A 25,069-nucleotide genomic window follows, 5' to 3' on the forward strand; every position below is an offset into this window, starting at 1 on the left:
TCCCCCCCGCTTTCTCACCCCTCCGCGGAGGAGGGATCTCCTTGTCCACCGGGTCTTTTCCCCGAGGTGTGCAACTTCGGTTTTCTGGCCGGGCCCGGGGGGGGGGGGGGGGGGAAAACCCCCCCCCCCCCCCCGACCGTGGTTGCCGCCGGCGTCGGACTAGCGCGAGCCCACGATGCGGCCGGTGACCTCGCCGAGGCCGACGCGCGTGCCGTCCGGGCCGGGGGCCCATGCGGTGAGGGTGACGGTGTCCCCGTCCTCCAGGAAGGTGCGCTTGCCGTCGGTGAGCTCGATGGCGTCGCGGCCGTTCCAGGTGAGCTCCAGCAGCGAGCCGCGCTGGCCGACCTCGGGACCGCTGACGGTGCCGGAGCCGAAGACGTCGCCGGTGCGCAGGGAGGCGCCGTTGACGGTCATGTGGGCGAGCTGCTGGGCGGCCGTCCAGTACATGGTGGCGAAGGGCGGCTGCGCCACCTCCTGCCCGTTGATGGAGACGGTGATGCGCAGGTCGAAGCCGCCGGGGCGGTCGAGGCCGGCGTCGTCCAGGTAGGGCTGGAGCGGGAAGTCCCGGGCGGGCGGGGCGACGCGGGCCGCGTCGAGGGCCTCCAGCGGGGTGACCCAGGCGGAGACCGAGGTGGCGAAGGACTTGCCGAGGAACGGGCCGAGCGGCACGTACTCCCATGCCTGGATGTCGCGCGCCGACCAGTCGTTGAGCAGGAACAGCCCGAAGACGTGCTCCTCGAAGTCGCCCAGCGCCACCGGGCGGCCCAGCTCGGAGGGGGTGCCGACGACGAAGCCGACCTCGGCCTCGATGTCGAGCTTGACGGAGGGGCCGAAGACGGGCGCCGGGTCGGTGGGCGCCTTGCGCTGGCCGGAGGGGCGTACGACATCGGTGCCGGAGACCACGATGGTGCCGGAGCGGCCGTGGTAACCGATGGGCAGGTGCTTCCAGTTGGGCGTCAGCGCGTCGCCGTCCGGGCGGAACATCTTGCCGACGTTGGTGGCGTGGTGCTCGCTCGCGTAGAAGTCGACGTAGTCGGCGACCTCGTACGGCAGGTGCAGGGTGACCTCGTCGAGCGGCACCAGGTGCGGCTCGACGGTGGGGCGGTGGCCGGGGTCGGTCACCCAGGCGGTCAGCGCGCGGCGCACGTCGCGCCAGGCGGTGTGGCCGGCCCCCAGCAGCGGGTTGAGCGAGGTCCGTCCGAGCAGGTCCGCGAACGGGGAGCCCAGCGCGGCCGCGGCCGCCCCCGCGTCCAGGACGAATCCGCCGATGCGCACACCGACCCGCCGCCGGTCGTCCGCGGCGGTCGAGAAGACGCCGTAGGGGAGGTTGTGCGGCCCGAACGGGTCGCCCTCGGGGACATCGAGGGGGCTCTGCTGGGGCATGGGGTACTGCCTCGCTTTCGACGCGGTCCGGGGGTGTCCCGGTAGACACCGGTGCGGGACACGCTACTCAGGATCCCGCGGGAACGCGCGGGTACGCGGTCGGAGATGAAACACACCCCGGGACGACGGCTGTGGTCAGGTATCCACAGTTCCGGTCAAATCTGATCTTTTGGTGCGTGCTGTCGATCGAGGGCCCTACGGTCGGGGTTGTGCACTTCCCTGCCCCGCCCCTGTCCCGCTCGACGCTGGAGCGCCTCAAAGTGACGGATGCGACGTGGGGGAGGCCGGATTCGGGCTCTATTTGTAGGACTTGTCCAAAGGGGTCCGTATCCTAGGCGCCGTGACTTCCGCCCCGCCTCCCGCCCTTCCCTATGCCTTGATCGCCACAGACCTGGACGGGACTCTGCTGCAAGCCGGGGACACCGTCTCCACCCGCTCGTACGAGGCGCTCGCGACGGCGCGCGCGGCCGGCGCCCAGCACATCATCGTCACCGGACGCCCCGTTCCCCAGGTCCGACACGTCCTGGACCGGCTCGGCCACACGGGGCTCGCGGTGTGCGGGCAGGGCGCGCAGGTGTACGACGCGGCGCGCGGGCGCCTGCTGCACTCCGTGTCCATGGACCGGGAGCTGGCCGACGTGGCCCTCGGCAAGATCGAGGCGGAGATCGGCGAGGTCTACGCGGCGGTCAACCAGGAGGGCCTGGACGCGGAGATGCTGATAGGGCCGGGCTACCGGATGTGGCACCCCCACCTGCCGACGGTCCGCGTCCCGCGGCGCTGCGACCTGTGGTCGGCGCCGATCAACAAGGTGCTGCTCCAGCACCCGGAGCTGGACGACGACGAGCTGACCCGGGTGGCGCGTTCGGTCGTGGGCCACCTGGTGAACGTCACGATGGCGGGCGAGCACACGGTGGAACTCCAGCCGCCGGGCATCGACAAGGCCAGCGGGCTCGCGCGGGCGGCGGAAGTCCTCGCCGTCTCCCCGTCCGGGACGATCGCCTTCGGGGACATGCCGAACGACATCCCGATGTTCGCGTGGGCGGCCCACGGGGTGGCGATGGCCAACTCCCACCACGAGCTGGTGGCGGTCGCCGACGAGATCACCCTGTCGAACGAGGCGGACGGCATCGCGGTGGTCCTGGAGCGGCTGTTCGGCTGACCGCCGGTCCCGGGGGCTCCGCCCCCGCACGCCCGCGCCTCAAGCCCCGCAGGCAATCCCAGCCTCGCCGGCGTTCGAGGCGCGGGGTCCGGGGCGGAGCCCGGGGCCGCCCGCCAGGGCGGGTCGGCCCGCTCAGCCCGCCGCGCGCGGCAGCCGGCGTTCCCACGTCCGGTGGAAGACCACCTCCTCCCCCTCCCGGCACACCACCTCGTTCGACGTCAGGAAGCCGCCCTCGTCGCAACGGATCTCCGAGCGGGTCTCCACCCGCGTGTCCCAGGCCAGCTCCGGCCGGTGGAGCCGGATCCGCCACCGCGAGAACGTGCGCGCCGACAGCGCGTCCGCGTCCTGGATCTCGTACACCTCCTCCGCGTCCTCCTCGTACTCCAGGCCGTCCGGGTACACCCGGGTGCCCCCGTACCGCGGGTCCACCTCCAGCCGCCACGTCCCGCGCGCGACGTCCCGTACGACCAGCCGTTCCGGACGCGGCTCGTCCAGCGTCGCCGGGACGACCACGCCCAGCGGCTCCGCCTGCTCCGGGGCCTCGAAGACGATCCCGCCGTCCGCCGCGGAGCCCGCCCGCACCGGCAGGGTCAGCGCGCTGCCCGCCGGGTCCAGGGTCCAGCCGGCCTCCGACCCGGCCCGCGGCCAGATCCACGGCCAGTACGCGGAGGACACGGCGAGCCGGATCCGGTGCCCCGGCGCGAAGGCGTGCCCGATGCCGTTCAGCTCGAAGGTGACGTCCTCGTACGCGCCCACCGGCCAGGGCAGCGCCCGGTCGCGGCCCCGGCGCGCCGAGAGGTTCAGCCCGCCCCGCGTGACCAGCGTCGAGGAGCCGTCCGGGGCCACGTCGCACAGCCGGGCGACCACCTGCCCGTACGGCACGTCGAGCCGCAGCCGCAGGGTGACCGACGGCCGCCCCAGGATCTCCACCGGCTCCTCGCGCCCCACCGGGAACTCGAAGCAGGCCGACTTCGCGTCCTCCTCGCGCTGGTCCGGCGGCAGGTCGGCGTCGTTGCCGAAGGGGAAGAAGCGGCCCGCGTCCAGCCCGGTGTGCTGCGGGGAGGCCACCGCCACCGGCGCTCCCTGGAACACGTACGGCACGGGGATGACGGAAGCCGACGGCCAGGACTTCTCGCCGACCCAGCGTCCCGGGAGCTCCTCGTACACCGTCGCGGGCGGGTGCGATTCGCTGATCCAGGTGCGCAGCAGCGGTTCCTCCATGACGCCGTTGTCCGCGCCCTTCAGCCAGTGGTCCCACCAGCGCAGGGTCTCCTGCAGGAAGCCGATGGCCGGTCCCGGCGGCAGGCCGCGGTCCGGGTACTGGTGCGACCAGGGCCCGATCAGGCCCCGTACGCGGGCGGGCGGCAGGTGTTCGACCAGCCGCAGCACGGTGTCCCGGTACGGGTCGTGCCAGCCGCCGACCGCGAGCACGGCCGCGCGGACGGCCGGGTAGTCCTCGCAGACGCTGCCGTGGCGCCAGTAGGCGTCGCGCGTCTGGTGGGAGAGCCAGGTGTGGACGAGCGGTTCCACCGCCTCCAGCCGGTCCAGCCACATCCGGCGCCAGTCGTCGCCGACGAACTGCGGGTCCGGCGGGCGGGAGGTGAAGGCCAGCAGGGTCGCCGCCCACGCGTGCATGTCCACGGCGAGCACCGAGCCGCCCATGTAGTGCACGTCGTTGTCGTACCGGTCGTCCGTCGAGCAGACGGTCACGACCGCCTTCAGCGGCTCCGGGGCCAGCGCGGCGATCTGGAGGGAGTTGAAGCCGCCCCAGGAGATCCCGAACATCCCCACCGACCCCGTGCACCACGGCTGCGCCGCCAGCCACTCCACCACCGCGACCCCGTCGGCCAGCTCGCGGGCGTCGTACTCGTCGCCCGGCCGGCCCCCGCTGCAGCCGTGCCCGCGCACGTCCACCCGTACGGAGGCGTAGCCGTGCCCCGCGTACCAGGGGTGGCGCTGCTGGTCGCGCGGCGCGGTCCAGTCGGTGAGCCGGTACGGGAGGTACTCCAGCAGGGCCGGCACCGGCTCGTCCGTGACCGGGCGCCAGATCCGGGCGTACAGCTCGACACCGTCGGGAAGCGGGATCCGGACATCCTCGTGGGTGGTGCCGTACGGGAAGTCGGTACGGATGATCATCTGGTCTCGGCCGCCAATCGCCTCGGACGTGTCCCTGGGGGGTGTCTTGCCGGTCGTCGTCCGTCCGACGAGCCATCCGCCGGCGGCGGGGACGAGGTGGACCATGGTCCCGTGGGCCGCCGGGACGGACGCGGCGGCCGGTCGGCGTCCGGATCCGCGGGCTCGTCCATATCGGTCACTGTTCTGGGCAAAACGCATTCTCCGGTTGATCCGGCTTATCCAGAACATACCGGTGCTCATCGGGCAGTGCGCGGGTGGTGGCCGGGAAGGCGCTCTCGGTGATCGAAAACAGACCCGATACGCTGGCTTGAGTGATGGCAGCGACACATCGACAATCCATGTGATCGTCAGCGTGATCGTCAGCAGACAGGAGTACCCCTCGTGACCGTCGTCGGGCCGTTCGGACTGAGCGTGCGGGACCAGGCTCTTGAGACCGATGTCCAGGCCGGACTGGCCGCCGTCGAGGCGGGTCTGCTGGAAGCCACCAAGAGCGAAGTCCCCTTCATCACCGAGGCCGCACAGCACCTGGTCCGGGCCGGAGGCAAGCGGTTCCGGCCGCTGCTGGTGATGCTCGCCTCCCGTTTCGGTGATCCCTACGCGCCCGGCATCGTGCCGTCCGCCGTCGTGGTCGAGCTCACGCACCTCGCGACGCTCTACCACGACGACGTCATGGACGAGGCGGACGTCCGCCGCGGGGTCGAGAGCGCCAACGCCCGCTGGGGCAACTCGGTGGCGGTCCTGACGGGTGACTTCCTGTTCGCCCGCGCCTCGCACATCCTGGCCGACCTCGGGCCGGAGGCCGTACGCATCCAGGCCGAGGCCTTCGAACGGCTGGTGACGGGCCAGATCCTGGAGACGGCCGGCCCGCGCGACGGCCGCGACCCCGTCGCCCACTACCTCGACGTCATCGCCGGCAAGACCGGCTCGCTGATCGCGGTCTCCGGCCGCTTCGGCGCGCTCATGTCCGGCGCCGACGAGTCGGTCGTCGACATCCTGACCCAGTACGGCGAGCGGCTCGGCACCGCCTTCCAGCTCGCCGACGACGTCCTCGACATCGCCTCCGACGCGCACGAGTCCGGCAAGACCCCGGGCACCGACCTGCGCGAGGGCATCCCGACGCTGCCCGTGCTGCGGCTGCGCGAGATGGCCGCCCAGGGCGGCGACCCGGCGGACCTGGAGCTCGTCGAGCTCCTGGACGGCGACCTGACGGACGACGCCCGCCACGCCGAGGTGCTCACCCGGCTGCGGGCGCACCCCGCCCTGGAGCGGGCCCGCCGCGACACCATCCGGTACGCCGAGGACGCGCGGGCCATGCTGGCCCCGCTGCCGGAGTGCTTCGCCAAGTCGGCGCTCGAAGAGCTCTGCGACGCGGTCGTGCACCGCGCCGGCTGACGGCCACGCGTACGGAACGGGCCCTTCCGCCCCGGCGACCCCTACGGGTCGGGGGAGGAGGGCCCTTTCCATGTCATCCCACGGGCGTACGCCGAGTTGCGTCCCGGGACTGACGCCCCGCGGCCGCCGATTTGGTCAGATGGAGTCATCAAACCCCACCAGATCGGGTGAGCGCGGCGACACGGTGGTCGCCGCAGTCGACACAGAGGGCAGGGCACTGACATGGCACCGAACACCAAGACTTCCCGCAAGGCCGCCCGGTACGCCGTACCGGTAGCGGTGGCGGGCGTGGCCGCGGCGACCGTTGCGATGGTCCCGGCCTTCGCCAACGCCGGCGGGCCCGACCTGCCGAAGGTGACGGCGCAGCAGCTCATCGAGAAGGTAGCGGCCTCGGACGTGCAGCAGCTGTCCGGCACCGCCCGGATCACCACCGACCTGGGGCTGCCGAAGATCGCGAGCGGGCTGCTCGGCGGCGGCGGCGTCGCGGGCGGCTCCGCCAACCCGGAGGACAAGGTCGCCCAGCTGGCTAACGGCAGCCACACCCTGCGCGTCGCGGCCGACGGCCCGGACCGCCAGCGGCTGACCTTCCTCGACGACAAGGACGAGTACAGCCTCATCCACAACGGCGACGACGTGTGGGGCTACGACTCCAAGTCGAACGAGGTCTTCCACGAGAAGAACGCCGAGGCCGGCCAGAGCAAGGGCAAGGACGGCGGCAAGGAGCACAAGACCGGCGACCGCCTGGCCGCCTCCCCGCAGAAGCTGGCCGAGGAGATCCTGAAGGCCGCCGGCCCCACCACGGACGTCAGTGTGGGCGACACCGCGCAGGTGGCCGGGCGGGACGCCTACCAGCTGGTGCTGAAGCCCAAGCAGACCGGCTCCACGGTCGGCTCGGTCCAGATCGCGGTGGACGCCAAGAACGGCGTGCCGCTGCGCGTGCAGCTGCTGTCCGCCCAGGGCGGCAAGCCGATCGTGGACGCGGGCTTCACCAAGGTCGACTTCGCCAAGCCGGCCGCCGACACCTTCTCCTTCACCGCGCCCAACGGCGCCAAGGTGACCGAGGGCGTGGACGAGGCGGGCAAGGGCAAGGGCGGCGCGGACGACCACTGGAAGGCGTTGGAGTCCATCCCGGGCCTCGGCGGTCTGACCGGCGGCCCGGGCGGCGAGGGCGACGCGAAGGTGCTCGGCGAGGGCTGGTCGACCATCGCCCGGATCGACTCGGGCATGAACCGGAACCTGAAGGACCTGGAGAACGACAAGAACACCCCGAAGGAGGCCAAGCAGTTCCTCGACTCCCTCGGGGACAAGGTCACCGGGAAGTTCGGTGAGGGCCGGGTCCTGTCGACCCGCCTGGTCAACGCCCTGATCACGGACGACGGCAAGGTCTACGTCGGCGCGGTAACCAAGGACGCGCTGGTCAAGGCGGCCGACGCCAACAAGTAGCCGGCAGCCGGACGGACCGCCGCGAGGGTGGGCCGGGACTGTGTCCCTGCCCACCCTCGCGCCGATTCCGCTCCGCGTACAGCACACCCGCTGTACGGTGTTGGACATGTCGAGACACGTCACCATCCGCCTGGACGAAGAGTTCCACGAACGCCTGAAGGCACGTGCGGCGGCACTGGGGACGACGGTCACCGCGCTGATCACCGAGGTCACGGAGCGCGAACTCGACGAGGACCGGAAGAACTTCCTCTCCGGCATAGAGGAGTTCGCCGACCACTGGGGCTACTTCCAGCAGCGGTTCGGCAATTGAAGATCACCATGGAGTGGGCCTGGACGGCTCTGGCCCACCATCTCCCGTCCGATCCCGCCGTGTGGGATCCCTCCGGGGTGGCCGCCGCGGTCGCCCGGCACCAGAACGACCTCGTCCTCGTGCCCGAACAGCCCGCCCCGGACACCGCGTGGCGGGCCGCCGCGTTTTTGCACACCCTCGCGGTGTGCCCCGCGCTGGAATCCCCGATGAACGAGTTCTACGCGGCCGCCGCGACCCGCTCGTACCTGCGGGTGGCCGGGGCGAAGCAGCTGCCCTCGCCCGAGGAGCTCGGCGACCTGGTGGAGGCGGCCAAGCTGGGCCGCGCGGACATCGCGGCCGTGGCCGAGGAGCTGCGCGCCCGCATCCAGGGCCCGCTCCAGGCGTCCTCGCAGGGTCGTGCCGAGGACGCCTGAACCGGGTACCGGCGCTAGTTTGCGGACACGGCCTAGAAGGTGATCTTCCAGCTGTTGATGTAGCCGACGTCCTGCGCGGCCGAGTCCTTGACCCGGAGGTTCCAGACACCGTTGGCCACCTCGCTGGAGGCGTTGACGGTGTACGTCTGGACGAGGTTGTCGGCGCTGCCGCCACTGCGGTTGTGCAGGTTGTAGACGGTGCCGTCCGGGGCGACCAGGTCGACCACCAGGTCACCGCGGTAGGTGTGGACGATGTTCACGTCGACCTTGGTGGTCGCGGGCGCGTTGCCCGTCACACCGGAGACCGTGATCGGCGAGGACACCGCCGCGGCGGGGGAGTCCGGGATGTTCACGTCCGCCGTGTTCTCGAAGGACGGGCCCGGCGGGACCGGGGTGGCCGCCCCGAGCGTCCAGATCGCGTAGGCGACGGCGTCGGAGTTGCGGTCCAGGGCGGTGTCGTTGATGTTCGTCAGGCTGTCGCAGGAGGAGTGGTAGCAGCGGTCGAAGGCCTGACCGGAGGTGCCGCCCCACTTCTGTGCCTGCGCCGCCGTCTTGGTGTAGTCGGCGCCGGAGAACAGGCCGCCGACGGGGATGCCCGCGCTCTTGAAGGGGGCGTGGTCGGAGCGTCCGTCGCCCTCGGTCTCGATCTCGGTCGGGATACCGAGGCCGGCGTAGTAGTTCTTGAAGGTCTGCTCGATCGTCGGGTCGTCGTCGTAGACGAAGTAGCCCGGGTTCGGCGAGCCGATCATGTCGAAGTTCAGGTAGCCGGAGATCTTCGCCTTCTCGGCCGCCGGCAGGTTGTTGACGTAGTACTTCGAGCCGATCAGGCCCAGCTCCTCCGCGCCCCACCAGCCGAAGCGCAGGTGCTTGGTGGGCTGCAGACCGGCCCGGGAGACGGCGAGGGCCGTTTCCAGGACGGCCGCGCTGCCGGAGCCGTTGTCGTTGATGCCCGCGCCCGCGGTCACCGAGTCCAGGTGAGAGCCGGCCATCAGGACCGAGTTCGGGTCGCCGCCCGGCCAGTCGGCGATCAGGTTGTAGCCGGTGGCGCCGCTGGAGGTGAAGGTCTGCAGGGTGGTCGTGAAGCCGGCCGCGTCGAGCTTGCCCTTCACGTAGTCGATCGAGGCCTTGTAGCCGGCCCTGCCGTGGGCGCGGTTGCCGCCGTTGTTGGCGGCGATGGTCGAGAGCTGCGACAGGTGGGCCTTGACGTTGGCCAGCGGTATGTCGGGCGGTGTCGGCGCCGCGGCGACCGCCGTGGGGGCGGCGAGTGCGGCGGGGGCGGCGGAGGCGAACAGGCCGGCGACCGCGAACGCGGTCACGGCAGCAAGGCGCCGGGAGACGGACAGGCTCATGTGGGGGCTCCGGGATTCCGCGGGGATATGACGGAACGAGTGGCGATAGAGCAGGTGAGCGTTAGTGCGTCAGTGCGAGCCTGATGTTCAGCGAGAGTATGACTGTCCGTCAAGACCACAATTCGGTCAGGGGAGTTCGGAAAACGGACGATCCCCGGTACGGGTGGCCCGTACCGGGGATCGTGGGTGTGAAGTGTTTGCCGCAGCGAGCCCCGCAGGGCGCCGTGCCGCGTGCCGCTCGGGCGGCACTACACGGGCTCGCGGCGGCGTTACGCGGGCTCGCGCGCCGGTGTCGCCAGGACGGCCGGCGCCGCCGCCTCCAGCCTGACCCGGGACCGCCGCGCCGTACGCAGGGCGTCCCAGGTGAGGATCACGAGCGCGGCCCACACCAGGGAGAAGCCCGCCCAGCGCTCGGGCGGCATGGCCTCGTGGAAGTACAGGACGCCGAGCCCGAACTGGAAGACCGGGGCCATGTACTGGAGCAGCCCGAGGGTGGACAGCGGGACCCGGATCGCGGCCATCCCGAAGAACACCAGCGGGATGGCTGTGACCAGCCCGGTCGCGGCCAGCAGGAGCGAGTGGGTGACACCGTGCGAGGCGAAGGTGGACCGGCCCTGCGCGCCGAGCCACAGGACGTATCCCAGGGCGGGCAGGAACAGCACGGCCGTCTCGGCGGCCAGCGACTCCAGGCCGCCCATGTTGAGCTTCTTCTTGATCAGCCCGTACGTGGCGAAGGAGAAGGCGAGGATCAGCGAGATCCACGGCGGCCGCCCGTAGCCGATGGCGAGCACCAGCACGGCGACGAAGCTGAGGCCGACCGCCACCCACTGCGCCCGGCGCAGCCGCTCACCGAGCATCAGCACGCCGATGGCGATGCTGACCAGGGGATTGATGAAGTAGCCGAGGCTCGCCTCGACGACGTGCTCGTTGTTGACCGCCCAGATGTACAGGCCCCAGTTCACGCTGATCACCGTGGCGGCCAGCGCGGTCAGGCCGAGCTTGCGGGGCTGGTGGAGCAGCTCCCGTATCCAGCCCCAGCGGCGCAGGGCGAGCAGCGCCAGACCGACCACGGCCAGGGACCACACCATGCGGTGGGCGAGGATCTCGATCGCCCCGGAGGGCTTGAGGAGCGGCCAGAAGAGGGGGACCAGCCCCCACATCCCGTATGCGCCGAATCCGTAGAGCAAACCCGTGCGCTGCTCGTTCTCTGCCTTCACGGGGCCTCCTGTACGACTTCCAGCCAACTTCACGACGGTATCGCCGTACGGCTCAGATGTCATGCCCGTAATCGGGAGATACTCATGACATCTTTCGGGGTCCGGGAGGCCAGGCGCGCGAGACCCTGGGCCGCGCCGGACGCGACGGAGCCCGGATCCTGGCGCAGGATCCGGGCTCCGTTCGCGTGCGGGCGGTGCGCGCTAACCGACGACGGTCCAGGTGTCGTGGCCGGTCAGCAGGGCCCCGAGGTCGCCCTTGCCGCTGCGGTCGACGGCCGCGTCCAGCTGGTCGGCCATGAGGGTGTCGTAGACGGGCCGCTCCACGCTGCGGAACACCCCGATCGGGGTGTGGTGCAGCGTGTCGGGGTCGGCCAGGCGGGACAGCGCGAACGCGGTCGTGGCGCTGGCGTTCTCCGCGTCGTGCACCAGGATCCGCGCCTCGTTGGCCGCGGTGACCTCGACGACCTCCAGGTCCCCGGTGGCCGGGTTGCGTACGACACCCTTCGAGCCGTCCGCGCCGAAGCGGATCGGCTGCCCGTCCTCCAGCCGGATCACGGCTTCCAGGGCCTGGTCCTTGTCCTTGAGGACCTCGAAGGCGCCGTCGTTGAAGATGTTGCAGTTCTGGTAGATCTCCACGAGCGCCGTGCCCTGGTGGTCGGCCGCCTGGCGCAGTACCTCGGTGAGGTGCTTGCGGTCGGAGTCGACGGTCCGGGCGACGAAGGAGGCCTCGGCTCCGATCGCCAGCGACACCGGGTTGAAGGGCGCGTCCAGCGAGCCCATCGGCGTCGACTTGGTGATCTTGCCGACCTCGGAGGTGGGGGAGTACTGGCCCTTGGTCAGCCCGTAGATCCGGTTGTTGAAGAGCAGGATCTTCAGGTTGACGTTGCGGCGCAGCGCGTGGATGAGGTGGTTGCCGCCGATGGACAGCGCGTCGCCGTCCCCCGTGACCACCCACACGGACAGGTCGCGGCGGGAGGTGGCGAGGCCGGTGGCGATGGCCGGGGCGCGGCCGTGGATCGAGTGCATCCCGTACGTGTTCATGTAGTACGGGAAGCGGGAGGAGCAGCCGATGCCCGAGACGAAGACGATGTTCTCCTTCGCGAGGCCCAGTTCGGGCATGAAGCCCTGAACGGCGGCCAGTACGGCGTAGTCACCGCAACCGGGGCACCAGCGGACCTCCTGGTCCGACTTGAAGTCCTTCATCGACTGCTTGCTCTCGGCCTTCGGTACCAGCGAGAGCAGGGTCCGGGCCCCGTCGGTCGCCTCCGTCACCTCAGTCATCGATGGCCTCCTTGAGAACCGTGGCGAGCTGCTCCGCCTTGAACGGCATTCCGTTGACCTGGTTGTACGACTGGGCGTCGACCAGGTATTTCGCCCGGATCAGGGTGGCGAGCTGCCCGAGGTTCATCTCCGGCACCACTACCTTCTCGTAACGCTCCAGGACCTCGCCGAGATTCCTGGGGAAGGGGTTGAGGTGGCGCAGGTGGGCCTGGGCGATGGGGAGTCCGGCGCCGCGCAGCCGGCGGACGGCCGCCGTGACGGGGCCGTAGGTGGAACCCCAGCCCAGGACCAGGGTGGTGGCGCCGTCCGGGTCGTCCACGTCGAGGTCGGGCACCTGGATGCCGTCGACCTTGGCCTGGCGGGTGCGGACCATGAGGTCGTGGTTGGCCGGGTCGTAGGAGATGTTGCCGGTGCCGTCCTGCTTCTCGATACCGCCGATGCGGTGTTCGAGGCCGGGGGTGCCGGGGATGGCCCAGGGCCGGGCGAGGGTCTCCGGGTCCCGTTTGTACGGCCAGAACACCTCGGTGCCGTCGGACAGGGTGTGGTTCGCACCGGTGGCGAACTTGACCTTCAGGTCGGGCAGGTCGGCGACTTCCGGGATCCGCCAGGGCTCGGATCCGTTGGCGAGGTATCCGTCGGAGAGCAGGAAGACCGGGGTCCGGTAGGTGAGCGCGATCCGGGCCGCCTCGAGTGCGGCGTCGAAGCAGTCCGCGGGGGTCCGCGGTGCGACGATCGGCACGGGGGCCTCGCCGTTGCGGCCGAACATGGCCTGGAGGAGGTCCGCCTGCTCCGTCTTGGTCGGCAGTCCGGTGGAAGGGCCGCCGCGCTGGATGTCCACGATCAGCAGTGGAAGCTCCAGCGACACCGCGAGGCCGATCGCCTCCGACTTGAGCGCCACACCGGGCCCGGAGGTGGTGGTCACCCCGAGCGCGCCCCCGAAGGCCGCGCCGAGCGCCGCGCCGATGCCGGCGATCTCGTCCTCGGCCTGGAAGGTCCGCACGCCGAAGTTCTTGTGCTTCGAGAGCTCGTGCAGGATGTCCGAGGCCGGGGTGATCGGGTAGGAGCCCAGGTAGAGGGGCAGATCGGCCTGCTGGCTCGCCGCGACGAGGCCGTAGGAGAGCGCCAGGTTCCCGGAGATGTTGCGGTAGGTGCCGGTGGGGAAGGCGCGGGTGGCCGGGGCGACCTCGTAGGAGACCGCGAAGTCCTCGGTCGTCTCCCCGAAGTTCCAGCCGGCCCGGAAGGCAACGACGTTCGCCTCGGCGATCTCGGGCTTCTTCGCGAACTTCTGCCGCAGGAAGTTCTCGGTGCCCTCGGTGGGCCGGTGGTACATCCACGACAGCAGGCCCAGCGCGAACATGTTCTTGCTGCGCTCGGCCTCCTTGCGGGAGAGGCCGAAGTCCTTCAGCGCCTCCACCGTCAGGGTGGTCAGCGGCACCGGGTGCAGGCTGTAGGCGTCGAGGGAGCCGTCCTCCAGCGGCGAGGTGGCGTAGCCGACCTTGGCCATGGGGCGCTTGGTGAACTCATCCGTGTTGATGATGATCTCGGCGCCGCGCGGCAGGTCCGCGATGTTCGCCTTCAGGGCCGCCGGGTTCATCGCCACCAGCACGTTCGGTGCGTCGCCCGGCGTGAGGATGTCGTGGTCGGCGAAGTGGAGCTGGAAGGAGGAGACGCCCGGGAGGGTTCCGGCAGGGGCGCGGATCTCGGCGGGGAAGTTCGGCAGCGTCGACAGGTCGTTCCCGAAGGACGCCGTTTCCGAGGTGAAGCGGTCACCGGTGAGCTGCATACCGTCACCGGAGTCACCCGCGAATCGGATGATCACACGATCGAGTCGGCGCACTTCTTTGCCGCCCGGACTCTCCGGGGCGCGCTGTCCACCGACAACCGCACCCCCGGCCCCGTCGGCCTGCTCGGCTGGGCTGCTGACCTGGCTGGTCACTGAACTGGACCTCCTTCGAGGCGTGAGCACCCCCGGAACCAACCCTACGTCGGTAGGGATCAGGTCCCCAGGGGCGACCACATTCTGGACCGTAGGACCGCCCCTTGAGACGGCCCTGCCGGTATGCCGTATCTGACAGAGTGTCAGTCGATCAAGATTTCAGGTAGGTGAGAACGGCCAGTACTCGCCGGTGATCCCCGTCACTCGGCGAAAGGCCCAGCTTCATGAAGATGTTGCTGACGTGCTTTTCCACCGCTCCGTCGCTCACGACCAGCTGCTTCGCCACGGCGGAATTCGTCCGGCCTTCAGCCATCAGCCCGAGCACCTCGCGCTCGCGCGGGGTCAGGCCCGCCAGTACGTCCTGCTTCCGGCTGCGACCGAGCAGCTGGGCGACGACCTCGGGGTCCAGGGCCGTACCGCCCCGGGCCACCCGCACCACCGCGTCCAGGAACTCCCGGACCTCGGCCACCCGGTCCTTGAGCAGATACCCCACCCCGGTGCTGGAACCGGCCAGCAGTTCGGTGGCGTACTGCTCCTCCACGTACTGGGACAGCACGAGCACGCCTATCCCCGGGTAGTCGCGGCGCAGCCGCACGGCCGCCCGCACACCCTCGTCCGTGTGGGTCGGCGGCATCCGTACGTCCGCCACCACCACATCCGGCAGCGCCCCCTCGGCCGCCAGGTCCGCCACCGTCTTGATCAGGGCCTCTGCGTCCCCGACGCCCGCCACGACGTCATGCCCCCGGTCGGTCAGCAACCGGGTCAGGCCCTCACGCAGCAGCACTGAATCCTCGGCGATGACCACCCGCACCCTGTTTTCCACGACTCAGCAGCTCCCGCGTCCACTCGTTCACGCACTACCTGACTCAGCCAAGCATCCCAGCCTTGGGTCCCGGTGAAGGCAGAGCCGGAACAACACGTGGGCGTCCGGCGGCAGTTTTCCCGAACCGGAAGGTCACATCCCGCCCCCGGCCGGCGTTCGAAGCGCCGGCCTCGCCAAATCCAGCCCGCCGGCGTTTGAGGCGCGGGGTCTGCGGCGGCGCCCCAGGACATGCCGCCGCACCCGACGCACAAGGGACCCCCGCCCACCCCGGACGGGAGTCCCGCTCACCAGCAACAGAAGGGGCCCGGGGGCTACCCCCGCTCACGCCACGGCAGCTCCGCCGTGACCGTGGTCCCGACACCGTCGGGGGAGTCCACCACCAGCACCCCATCCACCGCATCCAGCCGCCCCGTCAACCCCGCCAACCCGCTCCCCCCGCCGGAGGCACCCGCTCCGCCCCGCCCGTCATCCGCGACCTGGATCAGCAGCCGCTCCCCGGACTTCCACACGTCCACCGAGGCCGACCGGGCCACCGCGTGCTTGCTGACGTTCTGCAGCAGCTCCGAGACCGTGAAGTACGCGATCCCCTCGATCGCCGCCGCGGGCCGGGCCGGCAGATCCACGGCCACCCGTACCGGCACCGCGCACCGCGAGGCCACCGAGGACAGCGCCGCGTCCAGCCCCCGGTCGGTGAGCACGGCCGGATGGATCCCGCGGGCCAGGTCACGCAGCTCCTGGAGGGCGATCTTCACCTCACCGTGCGCCTCGTCCACCATCCGGGCCGCGGCCTGCGGATCCTCGGTCAGCTTCTCCTTCGCCAGTCCCAGGTCCATCGCCAGCGCCACCAGCCGGGCCTGCGCCCCGTCGTGCAGGTCCCGCTCGATGCGCCGCAGGTCGGCGGCGGCGGTGTCCACGACCACCCCGCGGTCGGACTCCAGCTCGCTGACACGGGTGGCCAGGCTGGACGCGCCGAGCAGCCCGCCGACCATGACCCGGTCGACGGTGGTCAGGGCGCGGATCACCCACGGAGTGGCGAGGGTGATCACCAGCCCGATGAGGCTGGTGAGGACGATCATGACCGGTGAGTCGAGGTAGAAGGTGTAGCCGTCGTTCTGGAAGAGCTGCAACCCGGGCTGGTCGGTGTAGGCCGGGAAGACCCAGAACCAGAGCGGGTACAGCAGGTACGCCCACCCACACGCCCAGAGCACCAGGGACAGGCAGAAGGAGAACACCGCCCACGGGAAGTGGACGACCGAGTACAGCGCGTGGCGCCAGGCGCTCCCGCTCTTGAGCAGGGCGCCCATGGCGGCGAGCGGACCGGCCTTCTTCGCCCGGATCGGCGCGGGAGCGGCGATCTCCGTCCCGAGCAGCGCGCGCACCCGGGCCCGCTCCACGTGCCCGAAGCCGCGGCACAGGGCGAGCACGCCGGCGAGGACCGGAACGCCGAGGAAGGTGACGAGCAGTCCGGCGCCGAGGCTCACACCGGTGATGGCGAGCGAGAAGTACAGCGTGCTCAGCGGCAGCCCGATCAGCAGGTACCCGAACTCCCGCCAGGTCCGCCCCTCGACCGGAGCCCGCAACACCGCGCCGATCCCGCCGCCCGTGCCTCTGCCGTTGCCCATGATCCCGACCCACCCTTCCGGTCCTCCGCTACACCCCCACCCTGCCGCCCCCCGACCCCCCGAACCATGCGGCGGGTCGGCATCTCCACCGGGGGGTTAACCCCACCCCCAGGTGTCTGCGAGACGGCCGCCGCTACATCCAGCCCCGCCGGCGTTTGCGGCGACCCACCCACCCGGCAGGTGTCTGCGAGACGGCCGCCGCCACATCCAGCCCCGCCGGCGTTTGAGGCGCGGGGTCCGGGGCGGAGCCCTGGGAAACGGCGGCGCAGCGGAATCCGTACGGGACCCGGCCCATCCCCGCAGCCCCGCCGGCGAGGCGCACGGCGGAGCCCTGGGAAACGGCGGCGAGCCGGACGAACGAACGGGACCCCCGCCCACCCCGGACGGGAGTCCCGCTCACCAGCAACAACAGGGGCCCGGGGCCCTACCCCCGGTCCCGCCACGGCAGCTCGGCCGTGACCACGGTCCCCGCCCCCACGGGCGAGTCCACCCCCAGCACCCCGTCCACCGCGCCCAACCGCTCCGCGAGCCCCGCCAGCCCACTCCCCCCGGAGGGACTCGCCCCGCCCCGCCCGTCGTCCGACACGCGGATCATCAGCCTCGGGCCCGCCCGCCACACCTCCACCGTCGCGCCCCGCGCCCCCGGCCCCGCGTGCTTGCTCACGTTCTGCAGCAGCTCGGACACCACGAAGTACGCGATCCCCTCGATCGCCTCCGCCGGCCGCGCCCCCGGCGGATCCGCCGGCAGATCCACCGCCACCTTCACCGGCACCACGCACCGCGCCGCCACCGACGACAGCGCCGCGTCCAGCCCCCGGTCCGTCAGCACCGCCGGGTGGATCCCCCGGGCGAGGTCCCGCAGCTCCTGGAGGGCCAGCTTCACCTCCCCGTGCGCCTCGTCGACCATCGCCGCCGCGCCCTCCGGATCCTCCAGCAGCTTCTCCTTCGCCAGGCCCAGCCCCATCGCCAGCGCCACCAGCCGGGCCTGCGCCCCGTCGTGCAGGTCCCGTTCGATGCGCCGCAGGTCGGCCGCCGCCGTGTCGACCACGACCCCCCGGTCGGATTCCAGCTCCGCGATCCGCCGCTCCAGGTCGTCGGAGGGCGACAGCAGCCCCCGTACCATCGCCCGGTCCACGTTCGCCATCAGCCGCACCAGGTACGGCAGCACCGGCCACAGCACGAACAGGCCGGTCAGCGCTACCGTGAAGGTGAGTACTCCCCACGGCAACCGGATCAGCTGGTACAGCACCGTCCGCCAGCCGACCGGGTCCTTGATGCTCGTCCACAGCCAGGGGAAGAATCCGCCGGACCGCTTCGGACCGGGGATCGGGGTCGGCTCGTCCACCCGCACGCCCAGCAGCCCGCGGGCGCGTGCCCGGTCCAGCCGTCCCAATTGCCGAGACAGATACAGACCGCACGCGAGCAGGGGAATTCCGACCGCGGTCACGGAAAGACCGCCGGCCGTGCAAACCATGACAACCGCGTAAACGAAACCGACGATCGCCAACGGCAGGTTGCTCACCAGATAGGCGATCTCCTTCCACGTCACGGCGCTGAAGACGGCGCGTACGGGGGGAGGTCGATCGTTGTCGGGTACGGCATGGCTCAGGGTCATGCGCCACACCCTGTCAAGTACGACCCGCTGATGCCATGGGGTGGCCGGGGTGCTGTGAACGGGGGATAACCCCACCCCGTGTGAGGCAGGCCCTAGACTCCCGTCCGTACCAGATCGTCGACAGTGACCGAGGAGCGAGGAACGGACGTGCCTGAACCAACGGTATCGACCGTAACCGTGCTCGCGGCGGACTACTTCCGGAGTTATTCGGTCGTCGGTCTCCTGGCCGCCCTGGGTGTGCTTTTCGTGGCCGTCGCCTTCGGCGCGGGCCGCCTGCTGCGGCCCGTCGTTCCGACCCCCGAGAAGCTGCTGACCTACGAATGCGGTGTGGACCCGGTCGGCGAGGGCTGGGCGCACACCCAGGTCCGCTACTACGTCTACGCGTTCCTCTACGTCATCTTCGCCGTCGACTCGATCTTCCTGTTCCCGTGGGCGACGGTGTTCGCCGCCGCCGGTTACGGCGCCACGACCCTGGTCGAGATGTTCATCTTCCTGGGCTTCCTCGCCGTCGGCCTGCTCTATGCGTACAAGAAGGGCGTCCTCGAATGGACGTGACACCGGCTGTGACGCCGACCGAGGGCGTGCTGCTCCCGGAGCCCAAGCGCCTCGGAGTCCTCTCCCGCCTGGCCCCGGAACCGATGAAGGTGGTCCTGAACTGGGGCCGCCGGTACAGCCTGTGGGTCTTCAACTTCGGCCTGGCCTGCTGCGCGATCGAGTTCATCGCCGCGTCCATGGCCCGGCACGACTTCATCCGGCTCGGCGTGATCCCCTTCGCGCCGGGTCCGCGCCAGGCCGACCTGATGATCGTCTCGGGCACCGTCACGGACAAGATGGCCCCCGCGGTGAAGCGGCTCTACGAGCAGATGCCGGAGCCGAAGTACGTCATCTCCTTCGGCGCCTGCTCCAACTGCGGCGGCCCCTACTGGGACTCGTACTCGGTGACGAAGGGCGTCGACCAGATCATCCCGGTCGACGTCTACGTGCCGGGCTGCCCGCCGCGCCCCGAAGCCCTCCTCCAGGGCATCCTCAAGCTCCAGGAGAAGATCGCCCGCGAGTCGCTGGCCGAGCGCTACGGGGCCGGGCCGTCCGTGTCCCAGCTGACGAGCGGCCTGGTCACGCCCCCGCCGGCACCCGCGCAGGAGGCCGGCTCGTGAACCTCTACGACTCCCTTCCCGACGCGGCGCCGACGGTCTTCGGGGCCGAGGCCGTCGCCGAGTTCTCGTACGACGTCCTCACGGTGGACGTGCCCGTCGGCAGCTGGATCTCCGCCCTCGAAATCGCCCGGGACAAGCTGGGCTGCACGTACTTCGACTGGCTGAGCGCGGTGGACGAGCCCGGCACCGGCTTCCGGATCTGCGCGCACGTCGCGTCGCTGGAGAACCACCGGGTGCGCCGGCTGCTGCTGCGCACGACCGTCCCGCACAGCGCCGCCTCCCTTCCGTCCGCGGTCGCCGTCTACGCGGGGGCGGAATGGCACGAGCGCGAGACGTTCGAGATGTTCGGGGTCACCTTCACCGACCACCCGCACCTCGTCCCCCTGCTCCTGCCGGAGAACTTCGAGGGCCATCCGCTGCGCAAGGACTTCGTCCTGGCCGCGCGCGTCGCCAAGGCCTGGCCCGGCGCCAAGGAGCCCGGCGAGGCGCACGACCCGGACGCGCCCAAGCGCCGCCAGATGCTTCCGCCGGGCGTACCGGACCCCAACGACTGGGGCCCGATGAAGGGCCAGCTCCCGCCGGCCCCGTCCCGTCCGGCCCGCACCCCGCGTGCGGCCGGCGCGGCGGGCGCCGCCGCGCGCACCCCGCGCGAGGGCGCCCCGGTGCGCCGCACCCGCTCGGTCACCGAGGGCTCGGCCACCCAGCCCCCCGCGGACGCGGCCACCGCGGCGTCCGCGGAAGCCACCCCCCGTCCGCCGCGCCGCACCCGTTCGGTATCGGAAGGCTCGGCGAGCCAGGCGGCCCCGGCCGAAGCGGCCACCGAGGCGACCGGGGAGACCGGGGAGACCACCCCCCGCCCGCCCCGCCGCACCCGCTCGGTCGCCGACGGCTCCGTGAGCCAGACGCCCGCTCCGGCTCCGGCCCCGGACGAAGCCGCCGCGGGCGCCGCCCCGGAGGCGGGGGAGGCTGCGGCCGCGCCCCGCCGTCCGGCGCCGCGCAGCTCGGACGCCCCCTGGCACGACCCCAAGCCCGCCTTCGAAGAACCGGCTCCCGAGCTGGCGCCGAAGGCGGAGCAGGGGACCGGATCCGAGCCGGAGCGCAAGGCCGACCCGAAGGCCGACCCGAAGGCCGATCCCAAGGCCGACCCGGAAACCGGGCCCGCCGTGGGCGACGGAACCCGCCCCACCACCGACCCCACCACCGACCCCGACAACGGAGGCGACGCGTGAACGACGTCCTCGGCGTCGCCCTGCGGCTGATCGTCGTCTTCGCCGTCTTCCTCGTGCTCCCGCTCGTCGTCGGGCAGACCGAGCACAAGGTGATGGCCCACATGCAGGGCCGCCTCGGTCCCATGTACGCCGGCGGCTTCCACGGCTGGGCCCAGCTCGTCGCCGACGGCGTGAAGTTCGCGCAGAAGGAAGACATCGTCCCGGCGGGCGCCGACCGCCGGATCTTCCAGCTCGCCCCCGCCGTCGCGCTGCTGCCGTACCTCCTCGTCCTCCTGGCCATCCCCATCGGGCCCGGCGAGGGCGCCGTCGGCCAGGTCATCGACGCGGGCCTGTTCTTCGCGCTCGCCGTCATGGGTGTCGGAGTCCTCGGCTCCCTGATGGCCGGCTGGGCCTCCGCGAACAAGTTCTCCCTGCTCGGCGGCCTGCGCACCGCCGCCCAGCTGCTCGCCTACGAGCTCCCGATGCTGCTCGCCGCCGCCTCCGTCGCCATGGCGGCCGGTACGGTCTCCCTCCCCGGGATCGTCGAGGCCTTCGAGTGGTGGTGGCTGCCCTGGCAGATCGTCGGCGCACTCGTCTTCTTCGTCGCCGGCCTCGCCGAACTGCAGCGGCCCCCCTTCGACATGCCCGTCGCCGACTCCGAGATCATCTTCGGCGCGTACACCGAGTACACCGGCCTGCGCTTCGCCCTGTTCCTCCTTGCCGAGTACGCCGGCATCGTCGTCCTCTGCGCCCTGACCACCGTCCTCTTCCTCGGCGGCTGGCACGGTCCCTTCGGCGACGACCTCGGCTGGGTCTGGACCCTGCTCAAGATCGCGATCCTCGCCTTCGTCGTGATCTGGCTCCGCGTGAGCTACCCGCGCCTGCGCGAGGACCAGCTCCAGAAGCTCGCGTGGACCACACTCATCCCGCTCGCGCTCGCCCAGATCGCGCTCACCGGCATCGTGAAGGTGGCGATCCAGTAATGCCCATCCCCGGATCCGGCCTGGCCAAGGGCCTGGCCGTCACGCTGCGCACGATGACGAAGCGCTCGCACACGGCCCAGTACCCCGAGGTCCAGCCCGAACTGCCGCCCCGCTCCCGCGGGGTCATCGGTCTGTTCGAGGAGAACTGCACCGTCTGCATGCTCTGCGCCCGTGAGTGCCCCGACTGGTGCATCTACATCGACTCCCACAAGGAGACGGTCCCGGCGTCCACGCCCGGTGGCCGCGAGCGCAGCCGCAACGTCCTCGACCGCTTCGCCATCGACTTCTCCCTCTGCATGTACTGCGGGATCTGCATCGAGGTGTGCCCCTTCGACGCCCTCTTCTGGTCGCCGGAGTTCGAGTACGCGGAGACCGACATCCACGAGCTGACCCACGAGCGCGACAAGCTCCGCGAGTGGATGTGGACCGTCCCGGCACCGCCCGCGCTGGACCCGGCAGCCGAGGAGCCCAAGGAGATCGCCGCTGCACGCAAGGCGGTGGAGAAGGCCGAAGCAGCCGCCGCGGCGGCAGCCGCCGCCGAAGCAGCCGCCCAGGCGGCCGAGACCGAACCGCCGACCGACCCGACCCCGGAGGGAGACGCGTGAGCCCCGCCGCCACCCTGGCCGCAGCCGCCACCACCGGGCCCGGCTTCCTCTCCCCGACCGGCGTCGAGATCGCCTTCGTCCTCGTCGGACTCGCCACCCTCGGCGCGGCCCTCGTCACGGTCACCACCAAGCAGCTGGTGCACGCCGCCCTGTGGCTGGTCGTCGCGCTCGGCGGCATCGCCGTCGAGTACCTGCTGCTGACCGCCGAGTTCATCGCGTGGGTCCAGGTACTCATCTACCTCGGTTCCGTGGTCGTCCTCCTCCTCTTCGGACTGATGCTCACCAAGGCCCCCATCGGCCGCTCCCCGGACGCGGACTCCGGCAACCGCTGGATCGCACTCGGCGTCGCCGTCGTCGCGGCCGTGTCACTGGTCTGGGTGGTCGTCGACGCCTTCCGCACCACCTGGATCGACCTCGACGGACCGGTCCAGGGCTCCACCAAGGTCTCCGGCGAGATCCTCTTCCAGCACTGGGTGCTGCCGTTCGAGGCGCTCTCCGTACTCCTCCTCGCAGCCCTGATCGGGGCCATCGTGCTGTCCCGCAGGAACGACCCCGCCGACCCCGCCGACGCCGCCACCCCGGCCGGCCCCGGCGAGAAGAAGGGCCGGCGCTGATGCACCTCGCCTACCCCGCCGTACTCGCGGCGCTCCTCTTCTGCACGGGCCTGTACGGCGTACTCGCCCGCCGCAACGCCATCCTGGTCCTGATGTCCGTCGAGCTGATGCTCAACGCCGTCAACCTCAACCTGGTGGCCTTCGACGTCTGGCTGCGCGACGCCCTGCACGCCGGCCAGGCCCTCACCCTCTTCACCATCGCGATCGCCGCCGCCGAGATCGGCATCGGCCTCGCGATCGTGCTGATGGTGTACCGCAACCGGGGCACCTCCGACGTCGACCGGCTGCGCGACACCGCCGAGGGCCACGAGCCCGCCGCGAACAACCAGAGCGAGGTCACCGCGTGAGCACCACGACCCTCGCCGTCCTCGTCCCGCTGCTCCCCTTCCTGGGCGCGGTGGCGGGACTGCTCCTCGGCCGCACCGCACCCGGGTTCGTCCGGCCGCTCGCGATCCTGCCGACGCTCGGCGCCGCCGTACTGGCCGTGCTCGTCGCCGTCCGCCAGGGCGGCGGCGAGACGATCAGCGCCGCGACCGAGCTGACCCCGACCGGCTCGGTGCCGATCGACCTCTCGCTCTACATCGACGGCTTCGCCGCCCTGGTCGCCGTCCTGGTCGGGGTGGTCGCCACCTGCGTACAGGTCTACTCGACGGCGTACCTCCGTGAGGATCCGCGCTACCCGTCGTATGCCGCTCTCGTCTCACTGTTCACCTCCGCCATGCTGCTCGTCGTCTACTCCGGCGACCTGATGGTGCTGCTGGTCGGCTGGGAGATCATGGGCATCTGCTCGTACTTCCTGGTCGGCCACTACTGGGAGACCGAAGCGACCCGCTCCGCCTCCCTGAAGGCCTTCCTCGTCACCAAGCTCGGCGACGTCCCCTTCCTGATCGGCCTGTTCGCGCTCGCCGCCGACGCCGGTTCGTTCGAGATCCCGAAGATCCTGGGCACCGTCGCCGCGGGCGGACTCGATCACCCGACACTGATCGCGCTGCTCCTGCTCGCCGGCGTCGCGGGCAAGTCCGCGCAGTTCCCCCTGCACACCTGGCTCCCCGACGCCATGGCGGGCCCCACCCCGGTCTCGGCGCTGATCCACGCCGCGACGATGGTCGCCGCCGGTGTCTACTTCATCGCCCGCCTCCTGCCCGTCTTCGCGGCCTCCCAGGCCGCGCTGGTGGTCATGGCCGTGATGGCGGCCGTCACGATGGTCGGCTCCGGCCTGGCCGCCATCGCCCAGGACGACATCAAGCGGGTGCTCGCCTACTCCACGATCGGTCAGCTCGGCTACATGGTCGGCGCCCTGGCCGTCGGCGACCGTGGCGCCGCCGTGTTCCACCTCCTGTCCCACGGCGCCTTCAAGGCGCTCCTGTTCCTCGGCGCCGGCGTGATCATCCACGCCGCCGGTACGAACTCCCTGGGCGTCATGTCCCGGATGGACGGCCTGGCCAGGCGCATCCCCGACGCCTTCTGGACGATGACGATCGCACTGCTCGCGCTCGCCGCGGTCCCGCCCTTCGCCGGCTTCTTCTCCAAGGAAGCCGTCCTCGTCGCCGCCGAGCACACCGCGACCGGGCACTCGGAGTTCGCGCCCAGCGCCGCCGGCTGGCTGGTGCTCATCGCCGGTCTGCTGACCGCCCTGCTCACCGCCGCCTACGCCACCCGGCTGTGGCTGATGGCCTTCCGCGGCCGGGGCGCTGCCGCCCCCGACCACGGCAAGGAGCCCCTCGCCATGACCGGCGTGCTGTGGCTGCTGGCGATCCCGTCGATCGGCTTCGGCCTCGCGGCCGGCCCCATCTCCGACTGGTTCGACGGCGGAGAACTCAGCCCGACCCTGGTGACCTCGGTCCTCGGCACGGGTGCCGCGGCCATCGGCGCGATGCTCACCTACGCCCTCTGGCAGCGCGCCTCGGCGAAGGCCGTCCTCGCGACCGCCGCCGGCACCGGCACCGGCACCGGAGAGCGTGCCGCGGCCGGAGCGCCCACCGCCGCCGCCGAGTCCGCCGCCTCCGTCGCCGCCGCCGAATCCGCCGCGGAAGCCCCCGAGGTGGCCGAGGTGACCCACGATCACCCCGCCGTCCCGGCCGGCCCGGCCGCCGACCCCGGCAAGGCGTTCCTCGGACCGCTGCACCGCCACGCGGCCGTCGGATTCCACCTGGACGCCGTCTACGACCGGCTGTTCGTCCGGCCCGTCCAGGCCGCCGCGAGCCTCGTCCGCTTCCTCGACCGCGAGGTCGTGGACACGTACGTCCGCGGCGCGGGCACCGGCACCCAGCTGTTCGGCAGCCTCGTGCGCCGTGCCCAGACCGGCAACGTGCAGAGCTACCTGAGCGCCCTGCTCGCCGGCGCCGTGGTCCTGGCGATCGCCACCGCCGTCCTCGCCAACGTCAACGCCGGATCGTGAGCCGTGAGTCAGCCGTGATTGATATCAG

22 protein-coding genes are annotated in these 25,069 nt (G+C 71.4%); 13 read left to right on the forward strand and 9 right to left on the reverse strand.

Annotated features, from left to right (window positions below; all coding sequences use genetic code 11):
* Window positions 1-159 precede the first annotated feature (159 nt).
* Window positions 160-1,383 (reverse strand): fumarylacetoacetase, encoded by a 1,224-nt coding sequence (gene fahA / locus ACZ573_RS00595; RefSeq protein WP_471297422.1) that lies wholly within the window; start codon window positions 1,381-1,383, stop codon window positions 160-162.
* A 340-nt stretch (window positions 1,384-1,723) separates the two neighbouring features.
* Here fahA and ACZ573_RS00600 point away from each other — a divergent pair, with 340 nt between their 5' ends.
* Window positions 1,724-2,542: an HAD family hydrolase gene (locus tag ACZ573_RS00600; protein WP_471297424.1), complete on the forward strand. Its 819-nt coding sequence runs from the start codon at window positions 1,724-1,726 to the stop codon at window positions 2,540-2,542.
* A gap of 132 nt (window positions 2,543-2,674) precedes the next feature.
* Here ACZ573_RS00600 and ACZ573_RS00605 read toward each other — a convergent pair whose 3' ends face one another.
* Window positions 2,675-4,678: a CocE/NonD family hydrolase gene (locus ACZ573_RS00605; RefSeq protein WP_471297426.1), complete on the reverse strand. Its 2,004-nt coding sequence runs from the start codon at window positions 4,676-4,678 to the stop codon at window positions 2,675-2,677.
* A 381-nt stretch (window positions 4,679-5,059) separates the two neighbouring features.
* Between ACZ573_RS00605 and ACZ573_RS00610 the strand changes: the two genes are divergently transcribed.
* The 4 genes from ACZ573_RS00610 to ACZ573_RS00625 all read left to right on the forward strand — a co-directional run bounded on the left by ACZ573_RS00610 (window position 5,060) and on the right by ACZ573_RS00625 (window position 8,236).
* Complete coding sequence (locus ACZ573_RS00610; protein ID WP_471297428.1) at window positions 5,060-6,070, forward strand: polyprenyl synthetase family protein; 1,011 nt, start codon at window positions 5,060-5,062, stop codon at window positions 6,068-6,070.
* Window positions 6,071-6,292: 222 nt separating this feature from the next.
* The gene (locus ACZ573_RS00615) at window positions 6,293-7,513 is read left to right on the forward strand and encodes a LolA family protein (RefSeq protein WP_471297430.1); all 1,221 of its coding nucleotides are present in this window, start codon (window positions 6,293-6,295) and stop codon (window positions 7,511-7,513) included.
* 106 nt (window positions 7,514-7,619) lie between these two features.
* Window positions 7,620-7,823 carry a ribbon-helix-helix domain-containing protein gene (locus ACZ573_RS00620; protein WP_223835884.1) on the forward strand — a complete coding sequence of 68 codons (204 nt, stop codon included), beginning with the start codon at window positions 7,620-7,622 and terminating at the stop codon, window positions 7,821-7,823.
* A complete protein-coding gene (locus ACZ573_RS00625; protein ID WP_351162477.1) occupies window positions 7,820-8,236 on the forward strand; it encodes a hypothetical protein in 417 nt (138 codons plus the stop codon). The genes ACZ573_RS00620 and ACZ573_RS00625 overlap by 4 nt, the downstream gene beginning before the upstream one ends.
* 32 nt (window positions 8,237-8,268) lie before the next feature.
* Here ACZ573_RS00625 and ACZ573_RS00630 read toward each other — a convergent pair whose 3' ends face one another.
* From ACZ573_RS00630 to ACZ573_RS00660, 7 genes are all read right to left on the reverse strand, one after another.
* Entirely contained in the window at window positions 8,269-9,585 is a 1,317-nt protein-coding gene (locus ACZ573_RS00630; protein ID WP_471297432.1) for a M28 family metallopeptidase, read from the reverse strand.
* A 269-nt stretch (window positions 9,586-9,854) separates the two neighbouring features.
* Window positions 9,855-10,802 (reverse strand): EamA family transporter RarD, encoded by a 948-nt coding sequence (rarD, locus tag ACZ573_RS00635; protein WP_471297434.1) that lies wholly within the window; start codon window positions 10,800-10,802, stop codon window positions 9,855-9,857.
* A gap of 201 nt (window positions 10,803-11,003) precedes the next feature.
* On the reverse strand, window positions 11,004-12,083 hold the full coding sequence (locus ACZ573_RS00640; RefSeq protein WP_471297436.1) for a 2-oxoacid:ferredoxin oxidoreductase subunit beta: 1,080 nt from the start codon (window positions 12,081-12,083) through the stop codon (window positions 11,004-11,006).
* Window positions 12,076-14,019 (reverse strand): 2-oxoacid:acceptor oxidoreductase subunit alpha, encoded by a 1,944-nt coding sequence (locus ACZ573_RS00645; protein ID WP_471297438.1) that lies wholly within the window; start codon window positions 14,017-14,019, stop codon window positions 12,076-12,078. The genes ACZ573_RS00640 and ACZ573_RS00645 overlap by 8 nt, the downstream gene beginning before the upstream one ends.
* Before the next feature lie 151 nt (window positions 14,020-14,170).
* Entirely contained in the window at window positions 14,171-14,830 is a 660-nt protein-coding gene (locus tag ACZ573_RS00650; protein WP_373042948.1) for a response regulator transcription factor, read from the reverse strand.
* Between the two features lie 323 nt (window positions 14,831-15,153).
* Window positions 15,154-16,464, reverse strand: a complete 1,311-nt coding sequence (locus ACZ573_RS00655; RefSeq protein WP_471297440.1) for a sensor histidine kinase — start codon at window positions 16,462-16,464, stop codon at window positions 15,154-15,156.
* Window positions 16,465-16,888: 424 nt separating this feature from the next.
* Window positions 16,889-18,079, reverse strand: coding sequence for a sensor histidine kinase (locus tag ACZ573_RS00660; protein WP_471297443.1), 1,191 nt, complete (start codon window positions 18,077-18,079; stop codon window positions 16,889-16,891).
* Between the two features lie 147 nt (window positions 18,080-18,226).
* Here ACZ573_RS00660 and ACZ573_RS00665 point away from each other — a divergent pair, with 147 nt between their 5' ends.
* Genes ACZ573_RS00665 through ACZ573_RS00700 form a run of 8 tightly spaced genes read left to right on the forward strand, consistent with a single transcriptional unit; the run spans window position 18,227 to window position 25,041 of the window.
* Window positions 18,227-18,634 (forward strand): NADH-quinone oxidoreductase subunit A, encoded by a 408-nt coding sequence (locus ACZ573_RS00665; protein WP_030012240.1) that lies wholly within the window; start codon window positions 18,227-18,229, stop codon window positions 18,632-18,634.
* Window positions 18,625-19,233, forward strand: coding sequence for an NADH-quinone oxidoreductase subunit B (locus tag ACZ573_RS00670; protein ID WP_471297445.1), 609 nt, complete (start codon window positions 18,625-18,627; stop codon window positions 19,231-19,233). Before ACZ573_RS00665 ends, ACZ573_RS00670 begins: the two co-directional genes overlap by 10 nt.
* Entirely contained in the window at window positions 19,230-20,462 is a 1,233-nt protein-coding gene (locus ACZ573_RS00675) for an NADH-quinone oxidoreductase subunit C (RefSeq protein ID WP_471297447.1), read from the forward strand. Before ACZ573_RS00670 ends, ACZ573_RS00675 begins: the two co-directional genes overlap by 4 nt.
* Complete coding sequence (locus tag ACZ573_RS00680; RefSeq protein ID WP_471297449.1) at window positions 20,459-21,424, forward strand: complex I subunit 1/NuoH family protein; 966 nt, start codon at window positions 20,459-20,461, stop codon at window positions 21,422-21,424. Before ACZ573_RS00675 ends, ACZ573_RS00680 begins: the two co-directional genes overlap by 4 nt.
* The gene (locus ACZ573_RS00685) at window positions 21,424-22,029 is read left to right on the forward strand and encodes a NuoI/complex I 23 kDa subunit family protein (RefSeq protein WP_301367978.1); all 606 of its coding nucleotides are present in this window, start codon (window positions 21,424-21,426) and stop codon (window positions 22,027-22,029) included. The genes ACZ573_RS00680 and ACZ573_RS00685 overlap by 1 nt, the downstream gene beginning before the upstream one ends.
* Window positions 22,026-22,643 carry an NADH-quinone oxidoreductase subunit J family protein gene (locus ACZ573_RS00690; protein ID WP_390172339.1) on the forward strand — a complete coding sequence of 206 codons (618 nt, stop codon included), beginning with the start codon at window positions 22,026-22,028 and terminating at the stop codon, window positions 22,641-22,643. Before ACZ573_RS00685 ends, ACZ573_RS00690 begins: the two co-directional genes overlap by 4 nt.
* Entirely contained in the window at window positions 22,643-22,990 is a 348-nt protein-coding gene (nuoK, locus tag ACZ573_RS00695) for an NADH-quinone oxidoreductase subunit NuoK (RefSeq protein ID WP_030726044.1), read from the forward strand. Before ACZ573_RS00690 ends, nuoK begins: the two co-directional genes overlap by 1 nt.
* On the forward strand, window positions 22,987-25,041 hold the full coding sequence (locus ACZ573_RS00700; protein WP_471297452.1) for an NADH-quinone oxidoreductase subunit 5 family protein: 2,055 nt from the start codon (window positions 22,987-22,989) through the stop codon (window positions 25,039-25,041). Before nuoK ends, ACZ573_RS00700 begins: the two co-directional genes overlap by 4 nt.
* Window positions 25,042-25,069: the final 28 nt, after the last annotated feature.

The organism is Streptomyces sp. NPDC040545, from assembly GCF_055595065.1.